The sequence below is a fragment of the Roseovarius sp. genome (assembly GCF_040223625.1).
Classification (GTDB): Bacteria; Pseudomonadota; Alphaproteobacteria; order Rhodobacterales; family Rhodobacteraceae; genus Roseovarius.
On the sequence record NZ_JAVKFX010000016.1, the window covers coordinates 123,783 to 141,007 of the forward strand.

At 66.8% G+C, this 17,225-nt stretch carries 18 protein-coding genes; 6 read left to right on the forward strand and 12 right to left on the reverse strand.

The annotated features are described in order from the left end of the window. Positions 1–26: 26 nt before the first annotated feature. From dnaG to RLN94_RS04930, 9 genes are all read right to left on the reverse strand, one after another. Positions 27–1,997, reverse strand: a complete 1,971-nt coding sequence (dnaG, locus tag RLN94_RS04890; RefSeq protein WP_350122977.1) for a DNA primase — start codon at positions 1,995–1,997, stop codon at positions 27–29. A 41-nt stretch (positions 1,998–2,038) separates the two neighbouring features. Continuing rightward, positions 2,039–2,362, reverse strand: coding sequence for a hypothetical protein (locus RLN94_RS04895; RefSeq protein WP_350122974.1), 324 nt, complete (start codon positions 2,360–2,362; stop codon positions 2,039–2,041). A 22-nt stretch (positions 2,363–2,384) separates the two neighbouring features. After that, positions 2,385–2,936 (reverse strand): sarcosine oxidase subunit gamma, encoded by a 552-nt coding sequence (locus RLN94_RS04900; protein ID WP_350122971.1) that lies wholly within the window; start codon positions 2,934–2,936, stop codon positions 2,385–2,387. Then, positions 2,929–5,859, reverse strand: a complete 2,931-nt coding sequence (locus RLN94_RS04905) for a sarcosine oxidase subunit alpha family protein (RefSeq protein ID WP_350168620.1) — start codon at positions 5,857–5,859, stop codon at positions 2,929–2,931. The genes RLN94_RS04900 and RLN94_RS04905 overlap by 8 nt, the downstream gene beginning before the upstream one ends. Further along, positions 5,856–6,140 carry a sarcosine oxidase subunit delta gene (locus RLN94_RS04910; RefSeq protein WP_350122965.1) on the reverse strand — a complete coding sequence of 95 codons (285 nt, stop codon included), beginning with the start codon at positions 6,138–6,140 and terminating at the stop codon, positions 5,856–5,858. Before RLN94_RS04910 ends, RLN94_RS04905 begins: the two co-directional genes overlap by 4 nt. 10 nt (positions 6,141–6,150) lie before the next feature. Beyond that, positions 6,151–6,804 (reverse strand): YceI family protein, encoded by a 654-nt coding sequence (locus tag RLN94_RS04915; RefSeq protein WP_350122962.1) that lies wholly within the window; start codon positions 6,802–6,804, stop codon positions 6,151–6,153. 97 nt (positions 6,805–6,901) lie between these two features. Next, complete coding sequence (locus RLN94_RS04920) at positions 6,902–8,155, reverse strand: sarcosine oxidase subunit beta family protein (protein WP_350122959.1); 1,254 nt, start codon at positions 8,153–8,155, stop codon at positions 6,902–6,904. Between the two features lie 312 nt (positions 8,156–8,467). Beyond that, positions 8,468–9,061 carry a DUF6151 family protein gene (locus RLN94_RS04925; protein ID WP_350122956.1) on the reverse strand — a complete coding sequence of 198 codons (594 nt, stop codon included), beginning with the start codon at positions 9,059–9,061 and terminating at the stop codon, positions 8,468–8,470. 5 nt (positions 9,062–9,066) lie between these two features. Beyond that, on the reverse strand, positions 9,067–10,500 hold the full coding sequence (locus tag RLN94_RS04930) for a Glu/Leu/Phe/Val family dehydrogenase (RefSeq protein WP_350122953.1): 1,434 nt from the start codon (positions 10,498–10,500) through the stop codon (positions 9,067–9,069). Positions 10,501–10,798: 298 nt separating this feature from the next. Here RLN94_RS04930 and RLN94_RS04935 point away from each other — a divergent pair, with 298 nt between their 5' ends. Genes RLN94_RS04935 through RLN94_RS04945 form a run of 3 tightly spaced genes read left to right on the forward strand, consistent with a single transcriptional unit; the run spans position 10,799 to position 13,688 of the window. Continuing rightward, positions 10,799–12,586 carry a pilus assembly protein TadG-related protein gene (locus RLN94_RS04935; protein WP_350122950.1) on the forward strand — a complete coding sequence of 596 codons (1,788 nt, stop codon included), beginning with the start codon at positions 10,799–10,801 and terminating at the stop codon, positions 12,584–12,586. Beyond that, a complete protein-coding gene (locus RLN94_RS04940; RefSeq protein ID WP_350122947.1) occupies positions 12,583–13,119 on the forward strand; it encodes a TadE/TadG family type IV pilus assembly protein in 537 nt (178 codons plus the stop codon). The genes RLN94_RS04935 and RLN94_RS04940 overlap by 4 nt, the downstream gene beginning before the upstream one ends. Next, positions 13,119–13,688, forward strand: coding sequence for a TadE/TadG family type IV pilus assembly protein (locus RLN94_RS04945; RefSeq protein WP_350122944.1), 570 nt, complete (start codon positions 13,119–13,121; stop codon positions 13,686–13,688). Before RLN94_RS04940 ends, RLN94_RS04945 begins: the two co-directional genes overlap by 1 nt. A gap of 6 nt (positions 13,689–13,694) precedes the next feature. Here RLN94_RS04945 and RLN94_RS04950 read toward each other — a convergent pair whose 3' ends face one another. Beyond that, positions 13,695–14,180: a hypothetical protein gene (locus RLN94_RS04950; RefSeq protein ID WP_350122941.1), complete on the reverse strand. Its 486-nt coding sequence runs from the start codon at positions 14,178–14,180 to the stop codon at positions 13,695–13,697. A gap of 163 nt (positions 14,181–14,343) precedes the next feature. On the opposite strand from RLN94_RS04950, the gene RLN94_RS04955 reads away from it, so the two are divergent. After that, on the forward strand, positions 14,344–15,255 hold the full coding sequence (locus tag RLN94_RS04955; RefSeq protein ID WP_350122938.1) for a pirin family protein: 912 nt from the start codon (positions 14,344–14,346) through the stop codon (positions 15,253–15,255). Between the two features lie 36 nt (positions 15,256–15,291). Here RLN94_RS04955 and RLN94_RS04960 read toward each other — a convergent pair whose 3' ends face one another. Next, entirely contained in the window at positions 15,292–15,897 is a 606-nt protein-coding gene (locus tag RLN94_RS04960; RefSeq protein ID WP_350122935.1) for a TetR/AcrR family transcriptional regulator, read from the reverse strand. Positions 15,898–15,970: 73 nt separating this feature from the next. Between RLN94_RS04960 and RLN94_RS04965 the strand changes: the two genes are divergently transcribed. Beyond that, a complete protein-coding gene (locus RLN94_RS04965) occupies positions 15,971–16,504 on the forward strand; it encodes a redoxin domain-containing protein (protein ID WP_350122933.1) in 534 nt (177 codons plus the stop codon). Between the two features lie 11 nt (positions 16,505–16,515). Next, on the forward strand, positions 16,516–16,914 hold the full coding sequence (locus RLN94_RS04970; RefSeq protein WP_350122932.1) for a hypothetical protein: 399 nt from the start codon (positions 16,516–16,518) through the stop codon (positions 16,912–16,914). Positions 16,915–16,956: 42 nt separating this feature from the next. Here the strand turns inward: RLN94_RS04970 and RLN94_RS04975 are convergent, their stop codons facing one another. Next, on the reverse strand, positions 16,957–17,064 hold the full coding sequence (locus tag RLN94_RS04975) for an LPXTG cell wall anchor domain-containing protein (RefSeq protein ID WP_350122931.1): 108 nt from the start codon (positions 17,062–17,064) through the stop codon (positions 16,957–16,959). Positions 17,065–17,225: the final 161 nt, after the last annotated feature.

Below are 17,225 nucleotides of genomic sequence, written 5' to 3' on the forward strand. Positions count from 1 at the left end.
TTTCTTTACTGATTCGTGCCCAAAAGTCACTCATCGTGCTTCTTCCGGAACCCCATGGTCTCCAGCAAGGCGTCGAACGCTTCCTTTTCCGACCGGCTGACCGGTGCGCCATTGGCCCCGATTTCATACTCGGTCTGATCCTCCTGCACGCTGCGCGTGGCACTTTCACGCGCCTGCGCGGCCGCCTTGAGCCGGTGGGTCACGAACTCTCCGGCCATGCCCCCGATATCCTCGGATGCCTCGCTGATTTCCTGTTCCAATCCGCGCGCGGCGTCGAGTTTCTCAAGCTCTTCCTTCACGGTCTGCCGGGCAAGGTCATGATCACCCGGCCGGCGCACCGCGGGAATAAGCGCCACATGGGGGCGGCGGCAGAGGTTTTCAACGGCCCCCTCGCCCATTTCGGCGGCAATATATTCATGCAGGCTTTCCGCCCCCGTCTCGCCGTGCCGGACCAGCAGGTCGCGCAGGCGGGCGTGGTCGCGCCCGGTACAGGGCAGCTCCTCGATGCGGCTTTCGAATTCGTCCAGCACCTCGGGCGTCAGGATCAGCACGGCCAGGATCACCGCCTCGCGCAGCTCGCCATAGGCCTTCTCGTCCGAGGTCACGAGAAGCGAGCTCTTGGTCTCGGCCCGGACCGGGGCCACCGGCGTCCACTTGCCCTTGCCGCCGCCGGTGCGCCGGGCGCCCTGCCCCCCCTGCGACCGGTTGTTGCGCGGGTTGAAAAGCTGCCAGCGCAGCTCCTTCACCGCCTCGCCGTAATGGTGCCGGATCGAGGGGTCGCGGATCAGCGCGATCTTCTCGCGCAGCGCCTTGTCGAGCGCCGCGCGCCGCTCGGGGCTGTCATAGCTGCGCCCTTCCGTCTCGCGCTGCCACAGCAGCGTCACCATCGGCATCGCGGCATCCAGCACGTCCTGCACCGCCTTGGCGCCCGCCCGGCGCAACAGGTCGTCGGGGTCCTGCCCCTCGGGCATCAGGGCAAAGCGCAGCGACTTGCCCGCCTCCAGAAGCGGCAGGGCGATGTCGATGACGCGATAGGCCGCGCGCAGGCCCGCCGTGTCGCCATCCAGCGCCACGATGGGCTCGTCCGACATCCGCCACAGCAATTGCAGCTGGTGCTCGGTTACCGCCGTGCCCAGCGGCGCGACCGACGCCCCGAACCCCGCCTCCGAAAGCGCGATCACGTCCATGTAGCCCTCGGCCACGATCAGCGGCTGGCCCTTGCCCGCCGCCTCGCGCGCAGGCGCGTGGTTGTAAAGCGTATGTGACTTGTCGAAGAGCTCGGTCTCGGGCGAATTGAGATACTTGGCGTTGTCATTCGGGTCCATCGCCCGCCCGCCAAAGGCAATGCAGCGGCCGCGCACGTCGCGGATCGGGAACATGATCCGGTTGCGGAACGTGTCATAGGGCTTGCCGCCCTTCTGCGACGCCTTCGCCAGCCCGCAATCGAGGATCTTCTGCGGCTCCACCCCCTTGCCGGTCAGGTGATCCCACAACCCCTGCCAGCCATCGGGGGCAAAACCGATCTCGAACCGCTCCAGCGCATCCTCTTTCAGGCCACGGCCCGTCAGGTACTCCCGCGCCGCCGCCCCGGCCCCGGTGTTCAGGGACATCCGGAAATGGCGCACCGCCATCTCCATCACCTCCACCAGTTCGGTCCGCCGGTCGGCCTTCTGCTGGGCCTGCGGGTCGCGCTCGGGCACGGTCATCCCGGCCTCCTGCGCCAGGATCTTCACCGCCTCCATGAAGTCCACGTTCTCGGTCTCGCGCACGAAGCTGATCGCGTCGCCCTTCGCGTGACAGCCGAAGCAGTAATAATACCCCTTCCGGTCATCGACGTGGAAACTGGCGGTCTTCTCGTGGTGGAACGGGCACGGCGCCCACATGTCGCCCTTGCCCTGGTTCGACTTGCGGTTGTCCCACATGACCTTGCGGCCCACCACCTGCGACAGCGAGGTGCGCGTTCTCAACTCGTCCAAGAATCCGGGGGGCAGGCTCATCCCCTGAATATGGGGCAATCGGCGCGCGGGGGAAAGAGGGCTCAGGGCTTATAGCTAAGGCACTGCGCCTCGTAATCCTTCGCCACCTGCCCGGTCAGCATCGCGGGCTCCAGCGAATAGGCCAGCTTCACCAGCGGCGGCACGGTCTCGACGTATTTCTCGTCGACCGCCTGCGCGCCCTCCGACAGTTGCGCGGTCACCGCCTTGGCCGACATCCCGGCCTTCCGCCCCTCGATCACCTGCGCAAGGATATCCCGCGTCGCCCGGCAATTCTCGCGGCTCAGCCCCTGCGCCGCCGCCGCAGCGGGCAGCGCGATACTCAGCAAAAGTGCAAGGCACAGCCGTGGCACGACAGACCCCTCCATGACACCCAACCGGGACAGAGTGTCAGGGCCGGCCCCGTGCCGCAACCCCTTCCATCGCCACCTGCATGTCATGCAGCAGCGTCTGCGCCATCGACCGGAAGACGAGGATCAGGAACGCCGCCTCGCCCGTCTTCGTGACCGACGCCATCATGTGCTGCAACTCCGTCCGCGCGGTATGGCCCGGCGCGAACACTCCGGCCCGCAGGTCGAGCGGCACCAGCCTTGCCAGCACGTCCGCCGCGCCCGGCCCCTCCAGCGTCACCGCCGTCCACGCATCCGACTGGTCGGTCAGCGCGGCGTGCTCGGAAAGCCCCGCCGCCGGCTCCGGCCCCGCCAGCAACGCCATGCGCTGCCCGAACCAGATCGCCCGCGCGCCATCCTTGCCGGTGGCCCGGTTCGGCTCCGGCCAGCCCATGCCATGCGCCGCCTTCAGCGCCTTGCCCAGCGCCGCATCCCTGCCCTTGTAAGGCGCCACCGAGGTCAGCCGCCCGAGATCCACCTCGCGCAACGTCACCCCGCCGATCGCCAGCGGCGCCATCCCGTCCAGCGGGGTCATTGCCGTCAACTCAGCCACGCACGCGCCCGCCTTCCGGGTCGAACTGCACCGGGTCGATCACCTCGCACAGGGTCTGCACCCCCTTCAGATGCTCCACCATGCGGATCCGCTCGCCGATCCTTGCCCGCCCGTTCTTCAGGAACCCCATCGCCAGCACATGCCCGAACGTGGGCGAGAAGGCGACCGAGGTGATGTAGCCCTGATCGTTCACGCGCACGGCCTCCTCCCCCTCGTTGAAGAGATGCGCGCCGGCGACAAGCAACTTCACCGCGCCCACGGGCTTCAGCCCCACAAGCTGCTCGCGGTTCTCATCCGTCAGGCCGGGCCGCGCCGCCATGGTCTTGCCGATGCAATCCTTCTTCGCGCTCACCATCCGGCCCATCCCGATATCGAAGGCGGTGACCCGCCCGTGTATCTCGGCATGGGTGATGAACCCCTTCTCGATGCGCAGCACGTTCAGCGCCTCCATCCCGTAAGGCCCGCCCTCCATCGCCTCGGCCCGGCTGACCAGCTCGGCAAAAAGCGCCGCGCCATAGCGCGCCGGCACCGCCACCTCGTAGGCATGCTCGCACGAGAACGAAATCCGGAACAGCCGCCCCTTCACGCCGCCGACGGAGACCTCCCCGCAGGACATGAACGGCCAGCTCTCATCGTCGATCGCCTCGCCCAGAACCCCGTTCAGCAGATCGCGCGATTTCGGCCCGGCCACCGCGAACTGCGCCCATTGCTCGGTCACTGAGACAAAGCGCACATCCATCTGCGGGCACAGCCCCTGATGGACGAACTCAAGATGCCGCATCACCTCCCCTGCCGCCGCGGTGGTGGTGGTCATCACGTAATGGGTCTCGCCCAGCCTTGCCGTGGTGCCGTCATCCATCACGTGCCCGTCTTCGCGCAGCATCAGGCCATAGCGCACCCGCCCCACCTTCAGGGTCGAGAACAGGTTGGTATAGACGAAATCCAGAAATGGCCCGGCATCCGGCCCCTGGATGTCGATCTTGCCCAGGGTGGAAACGTCGCACACCCCCACATGCGCGCGCACCATCGCGACCTCCCGGTCGCAGGCTTGCCGCCATGTCCGCTCGCCCTTCTGCGGGAAGTAACTCGGCCGGTACCACAGCCCCGCCTCGATCATCGGCGCGCCCCGCTCGACACTCGCGGCATGGGACGTGGTGAAGCGCTGCGGCGCGAACCCCTTGCCCTGCCCGCCCGCGCCGAGCGCGGCGATGGAGACGGGCACGTAGGGCGGCCGGAACGTCGTCGTCCCCGTCTCGGGTATCCCCCGCCCGGTCACGTCCGCCAGCACCGCCAAGGCGACCACGTTCGAGTTCTTCCCCTGGTCCGTCGCCATGCCCTGCGTCGTGTAGCGTTTCATATGCTCGACCGAGCGGAAATTCTCCGTCGCGGCCTGCTTCACGTCCTTCACGGTCACGTCGTTCTGGAAATCCAGCCACGCCCGCCCCTTGCCCGGCACGGCCCAGAGCGGGCTGATATCGTAGTCACTATCCTCGGCGCCGGGCACATCCACCTTGGGCACCTTCACGCCCAGCTCCTCCAGCACGGCCTTTGCCACACGCACGCCCGCCTCCAGACAGCCCCGCGTCGAGAACACCCCCTCGCACGCCCCCGCCGTCACCAGCCCCGGCACCGCCCCCGGCTGCGGCACGAAGGCGGCAATCTCCGGGTTCCACACCGGCCGCCCGTTCATGTGACAGGTCAGGTGCACCGTCGGGTTCCACCCGCCCGAGACGGCCAGCGCCTCGGCCTTCACCTTCTCGATGCCCGACGCCGTGGCGATCGACACCGCCTCCAGCCCGCGCCGCCCCTCGCTGTTGCACACCTGCGCCCCGGCGTAGAACGGCACGTCGAGGCCCGTCGTCGCATCATGCCGCGCATCCACCAGCGCGCTCACATGCACCCCCGCCTCCAGCAAATCCTCCGCCGTCCTGTGCGCATCGTCATTATTGCCGAAGACCGCCACGCTCTGCCCCGGGCTCACGCACCAGCGGTTGAGATAGGCCCTGACCGCGCCCGCGTTCATGATCCCCGGCCGGTCGTTGTTCTGGAACGCGATGGGCCGTTCAATCGCGCCGGCCGCCAAAACCGCCCGCTTTGCCACGATCCGCCAGAAACATTCCCTCGGCGCGCCCTTCTTCGCCGCGTCCCACGGCGACAGCCGCTCCAGCGCACCATAGGTGCCGTGGTCATAGGCCCCCGTCACCGTCGTCCGCGTGAGAATGCGCACATTCTCCATCGCCGCCAGTTCCCGCGTCACCTCCTCGGCCCAGACGCGCCCCGGCACGCCATCCACCTCGAACGTCTCGGCATTGAGCCTTCCGCCCGTCCGCGTGTCCTCCTCCGCCAGCACCACGTCGAGCCCGGCCCGCGCCGCCGTCAGCGCAGCCATCAGCCCGGTTGGCCCCGCGCCGATCACCAGCAGGTCGCAATGCGCCCAGGCCTTCTCGTACTTGTCCGCATTGGCCCGCATCGACAGCGCGCCCAGCCCCGCCGCCCGGCGGATGACCGGCTCGTAAAGCTTCTCCCAGAATTTCGCCGGCCACATGAAGGTCTTGTAATAGAACCCCGCCCCAAGGAACGGCGCCGCCAGGTCATTGATCGCCAACAGGTCGACATCCAGCGTGGGCCAGGCATTCTGGCTCCGCGCCTGCAACCCGTCGAACAGCTCCACCATCGTGGCGCGCATGTTGGGCTCCTGCCCCGCACCCCGCCCCGTGGTCACGAGGCCGTTGGGCTCCTCGCTTCCGGCAGTCAACAGGCCCCTCGGCCGGTGATACTTGAACGACCGCCCGATCAGCCGGATATCGTTGGCCAGCAGCGCCGAGGCCAGCGTATCGCCCTCGACCCCCTGGTAGGCGCGCCCGTCGAAGGTGAACTCCACCCGGCGCCTGCGGTTGATCAGCCCCTCGCCCGCGATCCTCATGCGCCCGCCCCCGCCATGTCCGCCGCCACGTCGGATGCCAGCTCGACCCCCGAAATCTCGTGCGTCCGCGTGTCCCGCGTCACCATCAGCCAGGCCGAACAGCCGGCCTCGTGACACCACAGCTCGCGCGTCGGCCCGGCCGGGTTGTCGCGGTTGTGGACATAGTCGTCCCATGCCGCGTCGCCCGCCTCCGGGGCGGGCCGGGCCAGCGCCACGGCATCGCCCTTGTAATAGAATTCGCGCCGGTCGCGCGCGCCGCAAAGGGGGCAGGTGATCCGCATGACGCTCGCCTCAGTCCTTCTTCTCTTCCATCGCCGGCCCGGTGAACTCGGTCTCGATCCGCACCGTCACTTCGTCGCCCACGCCCATGGTCGTGCCCGGCGCCGGTATGCCGTAGCCCATCCCGAAATCCGAGCGGTTGAACGCGCCCTCCGCCGAAAAGCCGATCCGCGCGTTGGGGTCCATCGGGTGCCCGGCGTAACCGCCGTTGAACGTGACCTCCAGCGTCACGGGCTTCGTCACCCCCAGCAGCGTCAGGTCCCCCGTCACCGTCGCACTCTCCCCGCCGGTCATCTCTATCCCGGTCGAGACGAAGCCGATCTCCGGATGCGCGCCCGTGTTCAGCCAGCTCTCGCCCATCAGCTCCTCGAGAAACCCCTCCGGCGGCCGCGGCACGTCGAGCGAGGCCGGATCCACCGTCACGTTCAGCGCCGCCTGCCCCGGATCGGCCGGGTCGAGCTCGAGCTCTGCCTCGAACCTGTCGAAGCTCATCACGTAATCGGAAAACCCCAGATGGCTCACCGAGAAAACCAGCGTCGAGTGATACGGATCGAGCGTGTATTTCCCCGCCGGCAGCGCCTCCTCCTGCGCGACAGCCGCCCCGCCCAACACCCCGGCCAGACACAGGGCACAACCCACCACTTTCATCTTTCCAAAAATACTCAAACTCCCGCCCTCTCCCCGCGCGCCACGGTCCAAGCTCATCCCCGCGCCTTTCATTGTTCCGAAAATACTCAAGTCCCCGACCTCGCCACGCAAACCGTCAATGCAGGTTATGCTGCATCCCCGTGCCTTCCTCGTCCATCAGCCCGTACCCCGTGCGGAACCGGTCCAGCCGCAGCCGCGCCGCCGCCTCGTGGGGGGTGTCGGTGGCCACCAGGTGTGCCATCGTATGGCCCGAGCCCGGCACCGCCTTGAACCCGCCATAGCACCAGCCGCAATTGAGGTAGAGCCCGCCGATATGCGTCCGGTCGATGATGGGCGAGCCGTCGGGCGACATGTCCATGATCCCGCCCCAGCTGCGCAGCACCCGCGCCTTGCCGATCGCCGGCATCAGGGTCATCCCCGCCTCCATCACGTGCTCCACCATCGGCAGGTTGCCCCGCTGCGCGTAGGAGGCGTAGAAATCCAGATCGCCGCCGAAGACCAGCCCGCCCTTGTCGGACTGGCTGATATAGAAATGCCCCATGCCGAAGCTGATCACGTGGTCGATGCAGGGTTTCAGCCCCTCGGTCACGAAGGCCTGCAATACGTGGCTCTCGATCGGCAGGCGCATGCCGGCCATCTCCGCCACCTGGCTCGACCGGCCGGCGACGATGATCGCCACCTTCTTCGCCCGGATCGCCCCGCGCGAGGTCTGCACGCCCTTGACCTTGCCAGCCTCGATATCGATCCCCGTCACCTCGCAGTTCTGGACCAGGTCCACGCCCCGCGCACTCGCGCCGCGCGCGTAGCCCCACGCCACCGCGTCGTGCCGCGCCGTGCCCGACCGGCGCGAAATGAGCGCGCCATGGATCGGAAAGCGCTGCTGCTCGTAATCGAGATAAGGCACCATCTTCTTCAGCTGCGCCAGCGACAGAAGCTCCGCCTCGTCGCCCTGGTTGACGATGGCATTGCCCCGCCGGATCGCCGCGTCGCGCTGGCCGTCGGAATGGAACAGCGTGATCTGCCCGCGCTGCGACAGCATGGTGTTGTAGTTCAGGTCCTGCTCCAGCCCCTCCCACAGTTTGAGCGAGTGGCTGTAGAATTCCGAATTCCCCGGCAGGAAATAGTTGGCCCGCACGATCGTGGTGTTCCTCCCCACGTTGCCACCGCCGAGATAGCCCTTCTCAAGCACCGCCACGTTGCGGATGCCGTGGTTCTTCGCCAGGTAATAGGCCGTCGAGAGCCCGTGCCCGCCCCCGCCGATGATGACCACGTCATAGTCGGATTTCGGCTCGGCATCGCGCCAATGGGCCTGCCAGCCCTTGTTGCCCGTCAGGCCTTCCTTGAGAACGCGCAAGCCGGAAAAGCGCATGTGGAGACTCCCCTTTGATTGCGCGGAGTGAAGCAAGTCCCGCCCCGGATAGCAACACGCGGAATGCCATGCGATCACCGGTTCGACAAATTCAGGTCTGGCGGCGACAACCCCACCTCAAAGCAAAGTACCGCGCGGAATCAAGGTGCGCCAAAGGCGCACCGCCGCGCATCGCAGGGCCGCCCCCCGGCCCGGCGATTTTGCAGGCGGAGCGTAACGCATGCAGGATGGATGTACTTGGCCACCATAAAGCGCCAGGCCACCAATGTCGGTTCGCCGCACCGCGGCCCAGCGATGCGCGGCGCCCCCGGCCTATACCGCCTCAGCCTTCACCCGCTGCTCCTTCGTCAGAACCTCCGGCTCAACCACCGGCCTGCCCCCTTCAAACAAAGGCGACCCCTTCGGCGCCAGCCCCAACACGGCCGCGAAATGCCGCCCGAACGCCCCCGACAGCAGGCCCCACTTCCCGTGATCCGCCGGCGGCTCGGCCCCCTCAGGCGCGTCCTTGGCAAAGAACGTCCCCCGGTTCGGCCCCAGCGCCGCCGCCTGTTCCTCCGGCACCAGCGCCACCACGAGGCTCAGGAAATACCACCCCGGCCCCGCCAGCGTATTGCCCACGGGCGTGCCGCAACACCCCGCGTACCAGCGCATCATCCCCTTGGGCGACAGCCGCAGCGCGCGCAGATGCTGCCGGCCCGAGGTGATCTCCAACCGCGCCGGCAAGGTCTGGTACAGTTCCGTCCCGCCATTGCGGTCAAGCAGGTCCGCCCCGCCCACATGCGTGGCAAAGGCCCGGCAATCCTTGCAGTGACAGGTCACCCGGCAACCCGTGGCGGGCGAGGCCCCCAGAAGCCGCCCGGTCAGTTTCCCGCAGCGGCAGGACAGGTCGACATCCCGCCCCGCCACGCCTGTCAGAGCCCCAGCGCCCGGTAGCTCGCCGCCACCTTGGTGATCGCCACCAGGTAGGCGGCGGTGCGCAGATCATGCACGTTCTCGCGGCCATGCCAGACCTCGCGGATCTGCTGGTAGGCGGTGCGCATCGTGTCGTCGAGACCCGAGCGCACCAGCTCCAGCTCGCCCGCCCCGCGCAGGTACTTCTTCTTGAAGTCGGGCGACATCACCCAGGCATCGCCCAGATGCGCGTCGAGCCGCTCCAGCTCGGACACGATCAGCTGGTGGCGCGCCTCCTCCTGCCGCCGGCCCATCCGGCCGAACCGGATGTGGCTGAGGTTCTTGACCCACTCGAAATACGACACGGTCACACCGCCGGCGTTGGCATACATGTCCGGCACGATCACCGTGCCGCGCTTGCGCAGGATCTCGTCCGCCCCGGCGGTCACCGGGCCGTTCGCCGCCTCGATGATCAGCGGCGCCTTGATCCGCTCGGCATTGTCGAGGTTGATCACCCCCTCCATCGCCGCCGGGATCAGGATGTCGCACTCCTCTTCCAGGAAGCTCGACCCGTCCTTGACGTATTTGCCCGAGGAATAGCCGTTCACCCCGTCATGCTTGGCGATCCAGTTGCGCACCTCCTCGACGTTGAGCCCGTCATCGTCCCACAGGCCGCCGTCGCGCTCGATGATGCCGACGATCTTGCAGCTATCCTCCTCCGAAAGGAACTTGGCGGCGTGATAGCCCACGTTGCCGAGGCCCTGCACCACCACCCGCTTGCCGTCGAGCGTGCCAGACAGCTTCGCGGCCTTGATGTCCTCGGGGTGGCGGAAGAACTCCTGCAACGCGTATTGCACGCCGCGCCCCGTGGCCTCGGTCCGGCCCTGGATGCCGCCGGCGTTGACCGGCTTGCCGGTGACGCAGGCGCGCGAGTTGATGTCGGTCGTGTTCATCCGCCGGTACTGGTCGGCGATCCACGCCATCTCGCGCTCGCCGGTGCCCATGTCGGGGGCGGGCACGTTCTGGCTGGGATGGATCAGGTCGCGCTTGGCCAGCTCGTAGGCAAAGCGCCGGGTAATCAGCTCCAGCTCGTGCTCGTCCCATTCGCGCGGGTCGATCCGCAGACCGCCCTTCGAGCCGCCGAACGGCGCCTCGACCAGCGCGCATTTGTAGGTCATCAGCGCCGCCAGCGCCTCGACCTCGTCCTGGTTGACGCCCATGGAATAGCGGATGCCGCCCTTCACGGGCTCCATGTGTTCGGAATGCACGCTGCGATAACCGGTGAAGGTCTGGATCTGTCCGCGCAGCCGCACGCCGAAACGCACGGTATAGGTGGCGTTGCAGACCCGGATCTTCTCCTCCAGCCCCGGCGGCAGGTCCATCAGCGCGACCGCGTGGTTGAACATCAGATCCACGCTTTCGCGGAAACTCGGTTCCTTCCGGGGGCTTGTCATGTCACGTCTCTCCCATTTGCGTTTCGCGTCCGCCCTGTCGGTGTCTACGGATCTTTTTTGACGGTATCGTTACTGCATGGCGTGGCTTTGTCCACCCGCCGATTTTCCGGGCAGCCCCGGCGGCGATCCGCCACGGGAACGCAACAATCGCCCCAAGCCCGCCCCATAGTTTCCCGATAACCGCCTGATTCAGGGGAATAATTCGCAGTTTCGCCATATTTGTGCCATGGTGGTCAGCAATATCTTGCCGGTCAAAAAGTGTGCGCGATTCTGCGTTTTTTGGTGTGAGGGACCCGTGATGCTGAAGTTTTCCGGTGGTAGAACCACGTGGCGACAGGCCCGCGAACGCGTGCTGGCCCGGCGGGCCCTGCGCCGTGGCGGCAACGCGCTCGGGGACGAGCTCGGCCGCTTCGGGCGGGAGGAGGACGGCAACGCCATCATCCTCACCCTCTTCATGTTCGTCTTCATGCTGATCATGGCCGGCCTCGGCATCGACCTGATGCGCTACGAGATGGAGCGTACCCACCTCCAGGCCACGCTCGACAGCGCGGTGCTCGCCGGCGCCGGCGCGCCCATCGGGTCCGAAGTCAACGACGTGAAGGAAATCATCGAAGATTACTTCACCAAGAACGACATGTCGCAATACCTGCATGACATCGACACCGACGGCGACGGCGACGACGACATCGAGACCTCGCTGAACGCGACCCGCGCCTATGCCGAGGCGAGCATGACCATCGACACCTACCTGATGAAGCTGTCGGGCGTCGACCATCTCAACGCCTTCGGCGCCGCCGAGGCCGAGGTGCGCACGCCCAAGCTCGAGGTCTCGCTCGTGCTCGACGTCTCGGGCTCGATGGAGGGCACCAAGCTCACCAACCTGCAGGCCGCCGCCAAGAAGTTCGTCACCACCATCCTCAACGGCTCCGACCCGGGCAACACGGTGATCTCGCTCATCCCGTTCTCGTGGAACGTGGCGCCGGGGCGGGAGATCTACGACGCGCTGACGGTGAACGAAACGCATGACTATTCGTCCTGCCTGCGCTTCTACTCGTCGGATTACAGCTCCGCCAGCATCAACCCCTCAACCGCCTACGACCAGCAGATCTACACCTCGCTCTATGGCGGGTTCGACAACCTCGACGCCGAATGGCGCTCCTGCTTCCCCGAGGACCGCGCCCAGATCCTGCCCTACTCGATGAGCGAGGCCGACCTCTACGCCCGGATCAACGCGCTCGACGCCGACGGCAACACCTCGGCCCATATCGGCATGAAATGGGGCGCGGCGATGCTCGACCCGCAATTCGCCAGCGTCTTCACCGCCCTGCAGGCGCCGGGCGTCGACGTCGTCGACGACTCGCTCGCCAACATCCCCTCTTCCTACACCGAGGGCGACACGCTCAAGATCATCGTGCTGATGGCCGACGGCCAGAACACCGACTCCTATTACTTCGACGAGAACAGCTCCTATCGCGGCGCCAATTCACCGCTCTACAAGATCACGTTCCAGGAAATGGAGTTCGAGTACGGCTACTTCACCTGGAACGTCTCGCGCCGCTACACCTCGTCCTCCTACGAGGGCTATTGCGGCTACTCGTTCTTCGAATGCATCTACGAGCCTGCGGACGACGCGAAGACCTCCTATTTCGTGCGCAACGGCAGTGACTACTACGATGTCGACGAGAACGACTGGCTCAACTCGCATGAAATGTCCAACCTCCGCGCCTCCGAAGGGTATGTCGGCGAGGAACGCCTGACCTGGGAACAGGCGTGGGGCATGATGTCGCCGGACTGGTACGGCAATCTCACCGGCAACTGGGGCCCGTGGAACGACTACCGCTATTCCGAGCGGGAAAGCGGCGGCACCAAGGACACGAGGATGCAGGCGATCTGCTCGGCCACCAAGACCCAGGGCGTGGTGGTCTACACCATCGGCTATTCCATCTCCTCGGGCGGCAACGCCGAGACCCAGTTGCGCGCCTGCGCCTCCTCGGGCAACCACTACTACCCGACCAACGGCTCCAACATCTCCGCCGCGTTCAGCTCCATCGCCTCGAACGTGCAGAACCTGAGGCTGACCCAATGATCGGCCCCTTCAAATACGAGCTGCGCCGCTTCCTCCGCGACGAGGGCGGCAACGCCTCGGTCGAGTTCGTGCTGGTCTTCCCGGCCTATCTCGCCCTCATGCTGATGTCGATCGAGCTGGGCTTCGTCACCCTGCGCTACACCCTGCTGGAACGCGGGCTCGACATCGCGGTGCGGGAAATCCGCCTCGGCACCGGCACCGCGCCGCAGCACAACGACATCAAGGATCTCATCTGCGAGCACGCGATGATGATCCGCGACTGCGACACCACCCTGCGGCTGGAAATGCGCTCGGCCGACATGCGTTCCTACAACTCGCTCGACCGCACCGCCGACTGCACCGACGCGGCCGAGCCCTCGAAACCGGTGAAACAGTTCACGCCCGGCCAGCAGAACCAGCTCATGCTGCTGCGCGCCTGCCTGCGCTTCGACCCGCTCTTCCCCGACGACGCGCTCGGCAGCGCGCTCAGCAAGAATGCGAGCGGGCAATCCGCGATCGTGTCCATGACCGCCTTCGTGCAGGAGCCGCTCTGATGTCCTGGCTGTATCTCAAGCACCTGCTGAAAAGCTTCCGCGACGACGAGCGCGGCTCGTTCATGGTCGAATCCGTGATCGCCTTCCCGCTGCTTTTCTGGACGGTCTGCGCCACCTACGAATTCTTCGAGATCCACCGCTACAAGAGCGTCCGCATCAAGGCGACCTACACCATCGCCGACATGCTCTCGCGCGAACAGGCCGAGGTCAACGAGACCTATATCGACAACGCCAAGATCCTGTTCGACGAGATCTCCAACGACTCGGGCGACAACCAGCTTCGCATCACCATCATCCGCTACGACGCCGATGACGACGATTACGACGTGGCCTGGTCGAAACTGCGCGGCGAGGGGCGGATGACCGTGCTCCGCAGCAGCGACACCCGCGACCAGCACGACAAGTTCCCGGTCATGAATGACGGCGATCAGGTGATCGTGGTGGAAAGCGTCTCGGAATACGATTCGCTCTTCGGGCTGGTCTTCGGCGACAAGATCAACATCGACACCCGCGTCTTCACCTCCATCCGCTTCGCCCCGCAGCTCTGCTTCGAGGAATGCAGCTCGTAAACCGGCTCAGCGCATCTCGCGCTCGGCCAGTTTCGCGGCTATGATGTCGGCCATCACCTTGCCCTGCGCGCCCGGCGTCACCCCGCCGATGCCCACGCGCGGGCCCATCCGCCACCACAGGCCCGGCTGCCAGCGGCCCGGCGCCCGGCGCTTCAGGCGCAGGATGAACCCGTTCGACGGCTTGAACGCGAACGCCCCCCGATCGACCGAGGCGATATTGTCCAGCGCCGCGATCTCCTCGCCGTCGCTGGTGCGCAGCCCGGCCTCGGTCAGCTCCACCGTCGCCCGTGTCGCCCGGCGCATCCGCTCGGCCCCCCACAGCGCGATCATCCCCATCACCACCAGGAACGCCTGCCAGCCGAAATGCGCCGGCGGCCGGGCAATCCCGGTATAGATCAGCAGCAGCCCCAGCACCGCCAGCATCGTCACTCCCAGCCCCCGCCGCATGGCCGAGGCGCGGACAACCGCCAGCACCGTCTCATCGTCGCGCATTTCTTGCTCTCCCGAACGTCTGCCCCGGCTCTACAACCTCCGCCGCCCAGGCGCGAGGGGGATTTGCGCATCCGCGCACAAACGCCCTGCCGGAACCGGTGATCCGCCCCTCTGGTGCGGCGGCCGCAAATCTCTACATCTGTCGGGAAAGGAGGACCACACCATGTCCCTCAGACCCATCCTCGAACAACGCCCCGCCCAGCCCACGATGGAAGGCGCCGGCGTCCACCTTCACCGCGCCTTCGGCTTCCAGGACCCGTCCGAGCTCGACCCGTTCCTGCTCTTCGACGATTTCCGCAACGACGTGCCGGAACATTACGCGCAAGGCTTCCCGTGGCACCCCCACCGGGGCATCGAGACGATCACCTATGTCCTGTCGGGCACGGTCGAGCACGGCGACTCGCTGGGCAACACCGGCACGCTGGGCGCGGGCGACGTGCAATGGATGACCGCCGGTTCCGGCATCATGCACCAGGAGATGCCCAAGGGGAACGACCGCGGCCAGATGCACGGGTTTCAGCTCTGGGCCAACCTGCCCTCGTCGCTGAAGATGACCGCGCCCCGCTACCAGGACGTGAAGGGCGGCGACATCCCCGTGATCACCGACGATGACGGCACCACCGTGCGCGTCGTCGTCGGCAGCTTCTGGGGCAGGACCGGCCCGGTCGACGGCATCGCCGCCGATCCGCAATACCTCGACATCTCGGTGCCGGCGGGCGTGAAGAAGACCTTCAAGGTCGACACCTACCGGCGCAGCTTCGCCTATGTCTTCGAAGGCTCCGGCGCCTTTGCCGATGCCTCGGCCCCCACCGGCGTGCTGCTCGAGAAGGAGGTCGGCGGGCAGGAGGTGAACATCCGCGACATGTCGGGGAACCGCACCCTGATCCGCTTCGGCACCGGTGACGAGATCACCGTGCAGGCGGGCGAGCAAGGCGTGCGCTTCCTGCTGGTCTCCGGCGCGCCGATACAGGAGCCGGTGGCGTGGCACGGGCCGATCGTGATGAACACCCGCGAAGAGCTGATGACCGCCATGAGCGAGCTGCGCAACGGCACCTTCATCAAGCCCGCCCACTGACGCACTACTCCGGGCCGCGCCTCGCCGCGGCCCGGCTCACGCCAGCAACAGCGCCACCCGCGCGTCGAGATCCCGCATCAGCTCGTCCCGCCCCGCCCCGGCCCGGCCGCGGAACATGTAGCCCTGCCTTATATCGAACAAGAGCGCCGCCCGCGCCCCTGACGGGAACCCCTCGGGCAGCGTGCCCTTCTCCACCTCCCGCTCGAACCGCGCCGTCAGCCGCGCCTGCGCCTCGGCAATCGCCGCCTGCAGCCGCTCGGAAACCCCCTCCACCTGCCCCGCCGTCGTCGCCACGCTCGAGGCCAGGAAACACCCCTTCGCCCCGCTCTCGTGACCCGTGGCCGCGTCGATGATCTCCGTCAGGAAGGCCCGGATCGCCGCCGCGATATCCTCCTCCGCCTCGAAGGCCACCAGGGGCGCACAGCCCTCGGCATCGCGGTAATGGTCGATGGTCTTGAGATACAGCTCCCGCTTGTCGCCGAAGGCCGCGTAAAGGCTGGGCCCGGTGATCCCCATCGCCCCCTTCAGATCGCGCAGCGACGCGCCGTCATAGCCCATCGTCCAGAAGACATGCATCGCCTGCCTCAGCGCCGCGTCATAGTCGAAACTCCGCGGCCGCCCTAATTTTTTTGTATCGTTCAATATATAACCCTTGACCCGCTCCGCCGCCACCGGCATATGTGTATCGTTCGATATATAATATGAAGGACACCCCATGACCACCCCCAAACTCGCCGCCGGAACCCCGTTTCCGGCGATCGACCTCCCCGTGCTCTCCGGCGGCACGCGCAGCCTCGCCAAGCCGCGCGACGGCTTCGACTGGCAGCTCACCATCGTCTACCGCGGCAAGCACTGCCCGCTCTGCACCACCTACCTGAAGGACCTGAACGACCGCCTGCCCGACTTCACGGCCCAGGGCACCGACGTGCTCGCCATCTCGGCCGATAGCGAGGCCCGCGCGGCGGCCCACATGGAGGAGGTCGCACCGCAATTCGACGTGGCCCACGGGCTCACCATCCCGCAGATGCAGCAACTCGGCCTCTACATCTCCGGACTTGAGAACGGCCGCGACGTCGAGGCGCCCTTCGCCGAACCCGGCCTCTTCGTCATCGACGATGCAGGCCTCCTCCAGATCACCGACATCTCCAACGTCCCCTTCGCCCGCCCCGACCTCGCATGGATCGCCAAGGGCATCGGCTTCCGCCGCGGCGCCTTCGCCAATACCCCCATCAACGGCACCCACGCCTGAAAGGAACCCTCATGACCCAACCCACCGAAACCACCCTCCGCGCCCGGCTCGACGAGCTCATGCAGGCCGGCGTGCGCGCCGACATGGCCACGCTCGACACCATCTACCACGAGGATATCGAGGTGATGGACCTCAGCATCGACGGCCGCCTGATGACCCTGCAGAAGCAGGATTTCATGGCGATGCTGCAGGAGACGTTCCGCGACAAGACGCCCGAGGATCACCTCTGGTTCAACCTCCACCGCCTCACGGTCTCGGGCCATCGCGGCCACGTGCTGATCTCCCGCAAGATCCCCGTGGGCGGCCCGAAGATGATGATCGACCTCAGCATCGACTTCGTCTTCGAGGACGGCCGCTGGCAGGTGACCCGCGAGGTGAATTTCAGCCGCCCCGACGCCGCGGCCGCCTGACCTTGCCCCCCAACGGGGCCGGCCCATCCACGGGCCGCCCCCTCACTTCTTCCGCCGCACCACGTAAAGCAGCACCAGCCCGACCACCGCAATCCCGATCAGCGTGAGCCAGATATCCACCCCCGTCTGGTTCCAATGCCCGAAGACCATGTGGCACCTCCTTTACCGGCACCACCCTGCCCGCCCTGACGGGAAAACGCCACCCGTCGCCACAAATCCCGGGCTTTGCGCGGATTGCGGGCGGGGAGAGGCGGGGTGTCCGGCCCGGGGTGGGCGTGTGGGTCCGGTTGGGCGCCGGCGGGCGGGGGGGC

Bases quoted from the DNA above. Each gene is read 5' to 3' on its own strand.
- RLN94_RS04970 (WP_350122932.1), top strand. From the start codon at position 16,516: ATGACCCAACCCACCGAAACCACCCTCCGCGCCCGGCTCGACGAGCTC.
- RLN94_RS04910 (WP_350122965.1), bottom strand. From the start codon at position 6,140: ATGCGGATCACCTGCCCCCTTTGCGGCGCGCGCGACCGGCGCGAATTC.
- RLN94_RS04930 (WP_350122953.1), bottom strand. From the start codon at position 10,500: ATGACAAGCCCCCGGAAGGAACCGAGTTTCCGCGAAAGCGTGGATCTG.
- RLN94_RS04965 (WP_350122933.1), top strand. From the start codon at position 15,971: ATGACCACCCCCAAACTCGCCGCCGGAACCCCGTTTCCGGCGATCGAC.
- RLN94_RS04950 (WP_350122941.1), bottom strand. From the start codon at position 14,180: ATGCGCGACGATGAGACGGTGCTGGCGGTTGTCCGCGCCTCGGCCATG.
- RLN94_RS04945 (WP_350122944.1), top strand. From the start codon at position 13,119: ATGTCCTGGCTGTATCTCAAGCACCTGCTGAAAAGCTTCCGCGACGAC.
- RLN94_RS04895 (WP_350122974.1), bottom strand. From the start codon at position 2,362: ATGGAGGGGTCTGTCGTGCCACGGCTGTGCCTTGCACTTTTGCTGAGT.
- RLN94_RS04955 (WP_350122938.1), top strand. From the start codon at position 14,344: ATGTCCCTCAGACCCATCCTCGAACAACGCCCCGCCCAGCCCACGATG.
- RLN94_RS04940 (WP_350122947.1), top strand. From the start codon at position 12,583: ATGATCGGCCCCTTCAAATACGAGCTGCGCCGCTTCCTCCGCGACGAG.
- RLN94_RS04920 (WP_350122959.1), bottom strand. From the start codon at position 8,155: ATGCGCTTTTCCGGCTTGCGCGTTCTCAAGGAAGGCCTGACGGGCAAC.
- RLN94_RS04905 (WP_350168620.1), bottom strand. From the start codon at position 5,859: ATGAGGATCGCGGGCGAGGGGCTGATCAACCGCAGGCGCCGGGTGGAG.
- RLN94_RS04935 (WP_350122950.1), top strand. From the start codon at position 10,799: ATGCTGAAGTTTTCCGGTGGTAGAACCACGTGGCGACAGGCCCGCGAA.
- RLN94_RS04975 (WP_350122931.1), bottom strand. From the start codon at position 17,064: ATGGTCTTCGGGCATTGGAACCAGACGGGGGTGGATATCTGGCTCACG.
- dnaG (WP_350122977.1), bottom strand. From the start codon at position 1,997: ATGAGCCTGCCCCCCGGATTCTTGGACGAGTTGAGAACGCGCACCTCG.